Origin of the sequence: Jejuibacter sp. L23, from assembly GCF_050815825.1 — a bacterium.
GTDB lineage: Bacteria > Pseudomonadota > Gammaproteobacteria > Enterobacterales > Enterobacteriaceae > Jejubacter > Jejubacter calystegiae.
The window spans coordinates 2127396-2137780 of the sequence record NZ_CP138199.1 but is presented as its reverse complement, the minus strand read 5'-3'; the positions used below and the strand labels follow the sequence as shown (position 1 = coordinate 2137780).

Genomic DNA, 10385 nt, shown 5'->3' with positions numbered 1-10385 from the left:
AAAGGTGAGGCAAGTCGTTTTGCCAGTATGCGTAAGCGAGTATGTCGATATTTGCAGAAAAAAAAGCCAGGCCGCGTCCTGGATAAAACGCGTAAGCATTCTCCTACAACTCGCTAAGCAGTCGATGATTCAGAAATGTCTCGCCATTTTTTACCATTCCTCCCGAAATAAAAAATCGCCAGGCTGAGAGCGCTTATTAATTTACTGCACAGCGCCATCTTGATGGTTCGCTAATAGCCGTTTTGCATCCGGTCTGACACCCCTTCGTTTAACAGAGACGCCCTGAATGAACGCCACTTTATCGACAGACAGTGAACAGGATGCGCAGCAGCCGCCCGTCGACGCGCGCACCCGCATTGACGATACCCTGCTACAGAGCGCGGCCTGGCTGTGCCGCCACTACGGCGCCGGTCGTACCCAGGAAGCGCTGGTGGCGGGGCTGCCAAAAGATGTGCTGCTCTCCCCTTCTCTTGCGCTAAGCGCGCTGGAAAATGCCGGTTTTAGCGCCGGGCTGGTCGAACGCCAGTTATGGGAGCTGCCGCTGCAGGTAACCCCGTTAATTCTGGTACGTAACGGCTCCGGCGGCTGCATTCTGCTGGACAGGGTCCGTAAAGAAGGCGCTGAAGGCAGAAGCGACTGGTGCTATCAGTTGATTATGCCGGAAGTGGGACCGGAGCCGGTGGAGCTCAGCCAGCAGGAGGTCAACGCCTGGTACAGCGGCTACGCCATTATGGCCAAGCCAGAAGCGAAGGTGGATCGCCGGGTGGTGGAAGGTCTGCCGCAAAACCAGAAGCACTGGTTGTTCAGCACCCTGTGGCGCTATCGCCGCTACTATCGCAGCGCGGCGGTAGCCTCGGTACTGATTAACGTGCTCGCCCTGGCTAGCATCTTCTTCACCATGAACGTTTATGACAGAGTCATTCCTAACCAGGCCTTTACCACCCTGTGGTCGCTGGCTATCGGCGTTACCGTGGCGATGCTGTTTGAAGCCAGCACCCGCTTTATCCGCGCCCATCTGCTGGATAGCGCCGGGAAAAAGGCCGATCTGATCGTCGGCAGTATTTTGTTCCGTCAGGCGCTATCGGTACGTATGGAGCATAAGCCGGCTTCATCCGGCACCTTTGCTAACCAGTTGCGCGAATTCGAATCGGTGCGCGAGTTCGTCTCTTCCGCCACCCTGGCGGCGCTGGCCGACCTGCCGTTTGTACTGCTGTTTGTCACCGTTATCTTTACCATCGGCGGAGCCCTTGGCTGGGTGCCCCTGCTGCTGCTGCCCGCCATTCTGCTGGTCAGCGTGGCGATTCAGTGGCCGCTGGCCAAAATCATGAAGGCCAACCTGCAGGAAGCCTCGCTTAAGCAGGGGGTGCTGATTGAATCCGTTGAAGGTATGGAGACGCTGAAAGCGGTGAACGGTCATGCCTGGATGCAGCGCCGCTGGCAGAACTTTAGCGCCATGCAGGCCGACAGTTCCTCGAAATCCAAACGCTATTCGACCCTGGCTACCAGCACCGTCACCTTTTTGCAGCAGTTTCAGACCGTAATGCTGATTGTGATCGGCGTTTATCTGATTGACGCCGGGGATCTCACCATGGGAGCGCTGATCGGTACTGTCATGCTGGCCAGCCGCGCCACCGCTCCGCTGGGCCAGGTGATTGGCCTGGCCACCCGTTATCAGGCGGCCAAAGCGGCCCTGACCTCGCTGAATACGCTGATGGCGATGCCCACCGACCGCGACGACGAGCAGGCCTATATCGCCGAGCCGAAACTGGAGGGCAATATCAGCCTGAAAAGGGTGGGTTTCAGCTATCCGGCGCCGCCGATGCGCCCTAATCCTAAGGTGCTGGATAACGTCAACCTGGAGATTCATGCCGGTGAGCGGGTCGCGATTCTCGGCGCCATCGGCAGCGGAAAATCGACCCTGCTGCGCATTATGGCGCGGCTCTATTCCCCCACCGACGGGCAACTGTTCGCCGCCGGTCTGGACGTAAATCAGATAGACCCCGCCGACTGGCGTCACGCCGTGGGCTTCGTCAGCCAGGACGCGCGCCTGTTCTACGGCTCGCTGCGTGAAAACATCATGCTGGGGATGCCGGACGCCTGCGCCGGTGAATTTATGCGGGTACTGCAACTGACCGGACTCGACCAGATTGCCGCGCGTCATCCCCAGGGGATCCACCTGCAGGTGGGCGAGCACGGCGGCAACCTTTCTGGCGGTCAGCGTCAACTGGTGGCGCTGGCCCGCACCCTGCTGACCCGCCCTAAGCTGCTGCTGCTCGACGAACCCACCAGCGCCATGGATGCCCAGACCGAACAGCAGTTCCTGCGTCATCTGCAGATTGCCACCCGCCAGCAAACCCTGGTGGTGGTCACCCACCGCCCCTCACTGCTGGCGCTGGTGGATCGCATTATCGTTATCGACAGCGGAAAGGTAGCGATGGACGGCCCCAAAGAGCAGGTGCTGGCGCGCCTGCGGGGTGAGAAAACGCCCCGCCCGGCGGCGACTGCCCCTGCGGCAAACGGCGCTGTCGAACAGAAATCGCCTACCGAGGAGACAGCATAATGGCGAAATTCGCATTGCGTCGTAAACCTGCCCTGAGCGCCGCCGACGCCGCGTTTATGAACGATATTCAGGCCTCTCTGCTCAGCCAGAAAACCCCGGGGTCGCATCTGGTGATGCTGCTGTTTATTGCCGTGGCCGTCTGCTTTGTCACCTGGGCGCACTTCGCCCGGGTAGAGGAGATTACCAAAGGCGAAGCCAAAATCGTCTCCCGCAGCCATGAACAGGTGATTCAGAGCCTGGAGGGCGGCATCCTGGCCGCCATGGAGGTGAAAGAGGGTCAGCAGGTGAAAAAGGGCGAGATTCTGCTGAAGATCGACCCCACCCGCGCCCAGGCCAGCTACCGGGAGATCCTGAATAAAGTGCTGGGCCTGAAGGGCACCATTTCGCGTCTGCGCGCCGAAGCCTACGACCTGCCGCTGACCTTTGACCCGCAGGTGCACAAGGACAGCGCCATTATCGAACAGGAAACCCGCGCTTATCAGGCGCGTAAAAAGGCGCTGCAGGATTCGGTAGAAGCGCTGCAGCGCAGCTATCAGCTGTCGATGCGCGAGATTCACCTGGCCGAGCCGCTGGCCGCCCGGGGCCTGCTTTCCGAAGTCGAGCTGCTGCGTATGCGCCGACAGGCCAACGAACTGCAGTCGCAGATTGTCGAACGCCGCAACCGCTACCAGGCCGATGCCAACGCCGAGCTGAATAAGCTGGAACTGGAGCTGGCCCAGACCACGGAAAATCTGGTCGGTAAGGCCGACGTGGTGGATCGCACCACCATTGTGGCACCGGTTAACGGCACGGTGAAAAACATCCGGGTCAATACCATCGGCGGGGTTATCCAGCCGGGGGAGCGGATTCTGGAGATTATTCCCTCCGAAGATCAGCTACTGGTAGAGACCAAAATCCGCCCCTCCGATGTGGCCTTTCTGCGCCCTGGGCTACCGGCCACGGTCAAGATTACCGCCTATGACTACGGCATTTACGGCGGCCTGAAGGGCAACGTGGAGATGATAAGCCCCGACACCCTGAAGGATGAAACCAAAGCCGCCTCCGGACGGCCGGACGACACCTACTACCGGGTGATGGTGCTGACCGAAAACAGCACCCTTAACGTCGGCAATAAACAACTGCCGATTATTCCGGGAATGGTTGCCACCGTGGAGATCCGTACCGGTGAAAAAACGATTCTCGATTATCTGCTGAAGCCGGTATTTAAAGCCCGCGAAGCCTTCCGTGAGCGTTAATTGCCGGAGATAACCCAATGAACCCGTTACTGTTTATATTTCCGTTGCTGGCAGGGCTTGCCCTGAGCCTGTCGGCAAAAGCTTCGACCTCAACAGACAGCGTGAGTGAAAGCGAATTACGCACCCTGTTTAGCCGGGCTACCCATACCGCCATTCAGCGCAGCCCCCAGGTGCGGGGCGCGCAATTCTCTGCCGAAGCCGCGCGCGAGGATGTCAACAACGCCAAAGGCGCCCGCCTGCCCCAGGTAGACGTCACGACCGACTCCCGTAGCTGGCAGTTTGGCGACGGAGACCGAAACGCCAGCCGGGATAATGTTCCCGCCTTTGGCGTCACGGTCTCCACCACCCTGTATGACTTTGGCCAGACCCGCCATACCATCGACAGCCGCGAGCATTCCGTTAACGCCGCGGATCACCAACTGGCGGCGCAATATGAAGATCTGGCCTGGCAGGTGAGCAGCGAGATGATCGAACTGACCAAGCAGCGGCTGATTATCGAGATGAGCCAGCAGTACGTGGCGCGGATGCAGGAGCTGGTGACCATGCTGAGCGGCATTGTCGAACAGGATCCCGGCCGACGCAGCGAACTGACTCAGGCCCGGGGCCGCTTTCTGCAGGCCCAGTCGGCGCTGGATAACGCCACCGCGCGCCTGCGCGACAGCGAAATTAAGCTGCAGCGCCTGACCGGCGGCGTCAAAGTCGCCCTGCCCCCTGCCCGCCGCTGGCAACTGAAGCCCGGGGAGCTCACCCGCCTGCTGCAGCAGTTGCAGCAGCACCCGACGCTGGCCCAGGCCCGCTCCCGGGCGCAGGCGGCGCTGGCCGAAGCAGAGGCCCTGAAATCCTCCAACCTGCCGAAGGTGAACTGGGTAATCAGCAAGAGCACGGCGAAAGACTACTACGGCCGTCGGGAAGCCTGGCAGACTGGCGTTAACGTCAGTTGGAGCGTGTTCCGCGGCGGTTCATCCCAGGCCGCGGAGCGTGCCGCAGTGCAGCGCGCCTGGGCCCAGAGCGAAGAGGCGGAAAATCAACTGGACGATCTGCAACAGCGGGTAAAAACCGCCGACCAGGACGCCCACTCAATGCTGCAGCGCGCCGGGCTCTACCATAGCCTGACCTTCGAGTCGGACCGCATCCGTAAAGATTTCTTCGATCAGTGGTACCACCTGGGGAAACGCACGCTGCTGGATGTGCTGAGCGCCGAGTCGGACTACTACAACAACCGGGTGGCCGAAGTGACCAACCGCTATGACGGCTACAGCGCCATTTTACGCGGCTACGCGGGCGCAGGGGAGTTAACCCACTGGCTTAACCCCTCTTCCTGACAACCTGGTACCTGTTTCTGATAATGAGGCCCGATATGACGCTGTTATCCAATAAAAAAATCACCGTTGCGTTACTCGACGATCACCCGATGATCCGCCACGCCTTTGAAATGGCGGCCGCTAAAGAGCGCGATATCGATCTGACCGGCAGCTTCGGCCACAGCCGGGAGCTGCTGAACTGGCTACAGAAAAATCACGCCGATGTGCTGGTGCTCGACTACATCCTCGGCAGCGATGAAATGGATGGGCTGTCGCTTATCAAACATATTCTGGCCCGCCACCCAAAACTGAAAATCCTGCTCTCTTCTTCAATGGAGAGCCTGGCGGTGATTCGCGCCGCCTTTATTTCGGGCATCCGCGGCTATATGAGCAAGCGCGAAGAGACTCAAAGCTACTTTAAGGCGGTTCGCATGATCGCCAGCGGTCAGCGCTTTATTCCGGCCACTATCGCTATGGAGCTGACCCGGCTGCCGGTACAGAAACGCCACGGCGATGTGCTGAGCCTCAATCCGGGCGCCAATAGCGGCAATGAAGGCAGCGATTTTGCTCAACTGACCAAACTGCTGAGCCCGCGGGAAGCTGAAGTGATTCGCTGTTTCCTGGACGGTATGCAGATTATAGATATCGCCGCCAAGCTGAAGCGCAGCCGTAAAACCATTAGCGGCCATAAGCAGGCGGGTATGAAAAAGCTGGGTATCGCCTCCGACCTGGAACTCTTCAAGTACCGTAGCGACCTGTTTAAATAAACCTTCAAGGAAAGCATCATGAAAAAATATTCCCTGTTACTGGGCCTGGCGATCGCCACCGGTTCTCTGAACACGGCGCTTGCCGCGGAAGATTGCGCGACCCGAAGCGCCGCACTGGAGCGGGAACTCCACATCGCCGAACAGTACAACCATCACCGCAAAGCTGCCGGACTGCGCCAGGCATTAGCCGAAGTGAAAGCCCACTGCACGCCCGAAAGCGTGACGGCGGAAAACCGCGCTGAGATCCGCAAACTGAAACGTAAAGTCGAAGATAAGCAGCGCGCTCTTCGTGAAACTGAAGAGGACCTTGCTGAAGCCCGGCATAAAGGCGACGGCGAGAAAATCGTGAAATATCGCCGCAAGCTGGCGGAAAAGCGCGGTGAGCTGCGCGAGGCGCAGATGCGATTAGGGGAGGCGCGTGGGGATCGGGGTTGGTGGGAGTGACGATAAGCAACTTGTAAATGCTGCATAGAAAAAACGGGAGCCCTCAGGCTCCCGCTTTTATCAACCAGCAATGCTGATTACATATTCGCGATAATCGCGTCGCCAAACTCTGAACATTTCAGCAGCTTAGCGCCTTCCATCAGACGTTCGAAGTCATAGGTCACGGTCTTGTTGGCGATAGCGCCTTCCATGCCTTTAACGATCAGGTCTGCGGCTTCGAACCACTGCATGTGGCGCAACATCATCTCGGCGGAGAGGATAACGGAGCCCGGGTTTACTTTGTCCTGGCCCGCATACTTCGGCGCGGTGCCGTGGGTGGCTTCGAACAGCGCGCACTCGTCACCGATGTTGGCGCCAGGCGCGATACCGATACCACCCACCTGGGCTGCCAGGGCGTCGGAGATGTAGTCGCCGTTCAGGTTCATACAGGCGATAACATCATACTCGGCCGGGCGCAGCAGGATCTGCTGCAGGAAGGCGTCGGCAATCACGTCTTTAACCACAATCTCTTTGCCGTTGTTCGGGTTCTTGATCTTCATCCAGGGGCCGCCATCGATCAGCTCGCCGCCGAACTCTTCTTTCGCCAACTGGTAGCCCCAGTCTTTGAAAGCGCCTTCGGTGAACTTCATGATGTTGCCTTTGTGCACCAGGGTCACGGATTCGCGATCGTTGGTGATGGCATATTCGATGGCCGCACGTACCAGACGCTTGGTGCCCTCTTCGGAGCAGGGCTTAACGCCGATACCGCAATGTTCAGGGAAGCGGATGTTCTTCACGCCCATCTCTTCACGCAGGAATTTGATCACTTTGTCTGCGTCTGCGCTGTCGGCTTTCCATTCGATACCGGCATAGATGTCTTCAGAGTTTTCACGGAAGATAACCATATCGGTCAGCTCAGGGTGTTTCACCGGGCTCGGGGTGCCCTGGTAGTAGCGAACCGGACGCAGACAGATGTAGAGATCCAGCTTCTGACGCAGCGCCACGTTCAGGGAACGGATACCGCCACCAACCGGGGTAGTCAGAGGGCCTTTGATCGCAACGCGGTAGTCGCGAATCAGATCCAGGGTTTCATCCGGCAGCCAGGTATCTTTGTCGTAGATCTGGGTGGATTTTTCACCGGTGTAGATTTCCATCCAGGAAATTTTCCGCTCGCCCTTGTAGGCTTTTTCCACGGCGGCATTCACCACTTTCAGCATGGCAGGCGTGACGTCAACGCCAATGCCATCCCCTTCGATGTAAGGGATAATCGGATTGTTCGGCACGTTCAGTTTGCCGTTATCAAGGGTGATTTTTTGGCCTTCCGCCGGAACAACTACTTTGCTTTCCATTCACCTCTCCTTCGAGCGCTTCTGTTGTTACTGATTTTTGTTAATGATTTGTGATCGATGTGTCAATACTACCTGAATGTCGGGCGCCATGAAAGGCTGCCGTGATTCCGCTATAATGCGGCAATCGCCAACGCCTGAAAATACTATGCACAAAACTTCTGTTAGAAATCACGGAACTAAACGATTCAGCCATAAAAATAGCGCACGGGACAGTAAAAGAGCGCGTGGACCACGGCGGGTCATTTTGTTTAACAAACCCTTCGATGTGCTGCCGCAGTTTACCGACGAAGCGGGGCGCGCCACCCTGAAGGACTATATTCCGGTGGCCGATATCTACGCTGCCGGGCGTCTGGACAGAGATAGCGAAGGCCTGCTGGTGTTAACCAACGATGGCGCCCTGCAGGCCCGGCTGACCCAGCCTGGCAAGCGTACCGGCAAGGTCTACTATGTTCAGGTGGAAGGCGAGCCGGACGAGGCGGCCCTGGCCGCGCTGCGCCACGGCGTGACGCTAAAGGATGGCCCCACCCTGCCCGCCGGGGTGGAGCAGGTAGAAGAGCCCGCCTGGCTGTGGCCGCGTACCCCGCCGGTACGCGAACGCAAGAGCATCCCCACCGCCTGGCTGCGCATCACCCTGTACGAAGGGCGCAATCGCCAGGTCAGAAGAATGACCGCCCATGTCGGCCACCCTACCCTGCGCCTGATCCGCTACGCCATGGGCGACTGGAGCCTGGATAATCTGGCCAGCGGCGAATGGCGCGAACTGCCACACGAGGAGCCAAAATGAAACTCACGTTAGCGCTACTGTTGATGAGCTGCGCCCTGGGCGCTCAGGCCGCCAGCTTTGACTGCGCGAAAGCCAGCGCCGCGGATGAAAAAGCCATCTGCGCCAGCCGCGAGCTGAACGATAAAGATGTCACCATGGCGACCCAGTACCGTCTGCTGAAAGGGCTGTTCGCCATGGGCGGCCAGGGCGCCATGCAGGGTCAACAGCAGGCATGGCTGAAATCGCGCCAGGCCTGCGGCGGCGATGTCGCCTGCCTCAATCAGCGTTACGACCAACGTCTGAAGCAGCTGGACGCCACCTGGCAGCGCATCGACAAGCCGCTGTAAACCAGAGGAGTGAGGATGTTTAAACCCCATGTTACCGTCGCCTGCGTGGTGCAGGCTCAGGGCCAGTTTCTGGTGGTGGAGGAGACGATTAACGGCAAAGCGCTGTGGAATCAGCCCGCCGGGCATCTGGAAGCCAATGAAACGCTGCTTCAGGCGGCCAGCCGCGAGCTGTGGGAAGAGACCGGCATTCGCTCCGGGCCCCAGAGCCTGCTGCGCATGCATCAGTGGATAGCCCCCGATAATACGCCGTTTCTGCGTTTTCTGTTCGCCATCGATCTGCCGACTCCCCTGGCCACCGAGCCCCACGACAGCGATATCGACTGCTGCCACTGGCTGGAGCCTGAGGCGATTCTTAACGCCGGGAATCTGCGCTCTCCGCTGGTGGCGGAAAGCGTGCGCTGCTACCAGCAGGGCGAGCGTTATCCGCTGTCGGTGCTGACCGCCTTTCACTGGCCTTTCACGGGGGGTGCCTGAGGCCGCGACGCGTGCTAGAATACGCCGCCTTTGAAGTTCAATGCGTGAGTGTTTCCATGTCTGCCAGTAATAAAAAAGTGATCGTCGGCATGTCCGGCGGCGTTGACTCCTCCGTTTCTGCCTGGCTGCTCCAGCAGCAGGGTTATCAGGTGGAAGGGTTATTTATGAAGAACTGGGAAGAGGACGACGGCGAAGATTATTGCACCGCCGCTTCCGACCTGGCGGACGCCCAGGCCGTGTGCGACAAACTCGGCATTGAGCTGCATACCATTAATTTCGCTGCCGAATACTGGGATAACGTGTTCGAACACTTCCTGGCCGAATATCAGGCCGGGCGTACCCCCAATCCCGATATTCTGTGCAATAAAGAGATCAAATTTAAGGCCTTCCTGGAGTTCGCCGCCGAAGATCTGGGCGCCGACTATATCGCCACCGGTCACTACGTGCGCCGCCAGGACGTGGACGGTAAGAGCCGCCTGCTGCGCGGTCTGGACGGCAACAAAGACCAGAGCTACTTCCTGTATACCCTCAGCCACCAGCAGGTCGCTAAAAGCCTGTTTCCGGTGGGCGAGCTGGAAAAACCGGAAGTCAGACGCATCGCCGAACAGCTGGAGCTGGTGACCGCGAAGAAGAAAGATTCCACCGGTATCTGCTTTATTGGCGAGCGCAAGTTCCGCGACTTCCTGGGGCGTTATCTGCCGGCCCAGCCGGGGAAAATCGTCTCGGTCGATGGCGAAACTCTGGGCGAGCATCAGGGGCTGATGTACCACACCCTGGGCCAGCGTAAAGGTCTGGGCATTGGCGGTACCAAAGAGGGTAACGAAGATCCCTGGTACGTGGTGGATAAAGACGTCGCCAACAATATTCTGGTGGTGGCTCAGGGCCACGAGCATCCGCGTCTGATGTCGGTGGGGCTGGTTGCCCGCCAGCTACATTGGGTGAATCGCGAACCGCTACGCGCCTCGCTGCGCTGCACGGTGAAAACCCGCTATCGCCAGGAGGATATCCCCTGCACCATCACGCCGGTGGATGATGACTGCATCGAAGTGCGCTTCGATGAACCGGTAGCCGCAGTTACCCCGGGCCAGTCAGCGGTCTTTTACCTGGGCGAGGTCTGCCTCGGCGGTGGCGTTATTGAGCAGCGTATGCCGCTCTGATTCAGCGAC

10 protein-coding genes are annotated in these 10385 nt (G+C 58.9%); 9 read left to right on the top strand and 1 reads right to left on the bottom strand.

Annotated elements, in window-relative coordinates; translation table 11 throughout:
• The first annotated feature begins 286 nt into the window (after positions 1–286).
• From SCU88_RS09830 to SCU88_RS09810, 5 genes are read left to right on the top strand one after another with little or no spacing between them, the layout of a single operon-like run.
• Complete coding sequence (locus SCU88_RS09830) at positions 287–2560, top strand: type I secretion system permease/ATPase (protein ID WP_175339891.1); 2274 nt, start codon at positions 287–289, stop codon at positions 2558–2560.
• Positions 2560–3795 carry an HlyD family type I secretion periplasmic adaptor subunit gene (locus SCU88_RS09825; protein ID WP_175339890.1) on the top strand — a complete coding sequence of 412 codons (1236 nt, stop codon included), beginning with the start codon at positions 2560–2562 and terminating at the stop codon, positions 3793–3795. Before SCU88_RS09830 ends, SCU88_RS09825 begins: the two co-directional genes overlap by 1 nt.
• A gap of 17 nt (positions 3796–3812) precedes the next feature.
• The gene (locus tag SCU88_RS09820; RefSeq protein ID WP_175339889.1) at positions 3813–5117 is read left to right on the top strand and encodes a TolC family protein; all 1305 of its coding nucleotides are present in this window, start codon (positions 3813–3815) and stop codon (positions 5115–5117) included.
• 35 nt (positions 5118–5152) lie between these two features.
• Positions 5153–5863, top strand: coding sequence for a response regulator transcription factor (locus tag SCU88_RS09815; protein WP_138097131.1), 711 nt, complete (start codon positions 5153–5155; stop codon positions 5861–5863).
• An 18-nt stretch (positions 5864–5881) separates the two neighbouring features.
• Positions 5882–6307, top strand: a complete 426-nt coding sequence (locus SCU88_RS09810; RefSeq protein ID WP_175339888.1) for a DUF1090 family protein — start codon at positions 5882–5884, stop codon at positions 6305–6307.
• Between the two features lie 77 nt (positions 6308–6384).
• Here SCU88_RS09810 and icd read toward each other — a convergent pair whose 3' ends face one another.
• Positions 6385–7635, bottom strand: coding sequence for an NADP-dependent isocitrate dehydrogenase (icd, locus tag SCU88_RS09805; RefSeq protein ID WP_175339887.1), 1251 nt, complete (start codon positions 7633–7635; stop codon positions 6385–6387).
• A gap of 115 nt (positions 7636–7750) precedes the next feature.
• Here icd and rluE point away from each other — a divergent pair, with 115 nt between their 5' ends.
• Genes rluE through mnmA form a run of 4 tightly spaced genes read left to right on the top strand, consistent with a single transcriptional unit; the run spans position 7751 to position 10376 of the window.
• Positions 7751–8419 (top strand): 23S rRNA pseudouridine(2457) synthase RluE, encoded by a 669-nt coding sequence (rluE, locus tag SCU88_RS09800; protein ID WP_175339886.1) that lies wholly within the window; start codon positions 7751–7753, stop codon positions 8417–8419.
• Positions 8416–8745, top strand: a complete 330-nt coding sequence (locus SCU88_RS09795; RefSeq protein ID WP_138097123.1) for a lysozyme inhibitor LprI family protein — start codon at positions 8416–8418, stop codon at positions 8743–8745. The genes rluE and SCU88_RS09795 overlap by 4 nt, the downstream gene beginning before the upstream one ends.
• Before the next feature lie 15 nt (positions 8746–8760).
• A complete protein-coding gene (locus SCU88_RS09790) occupies positions 8761–9219 on the top strand; it encodes an NUDIX hydrolase (protein WP_138097121.1) in 459 nt (152 codons plus the stop codon).
• Between the two features lie 56 nt (positions 9220–9275).
• Positions 9276–10376: a tRNA 2-thiouridine(34) synthase MnmA gene (mnmA, locus tag SCU88_RS09785; RefSeq protein WP_175339885.1), complete on the top strand. Its 1101-nt coding sequence runs from the start codon at positions 9276–9278 to the stop codon at positions 10374–10376.
• The last annotated feature ends 9 nt before the right edge of the window (positions 10377–10385 follow it).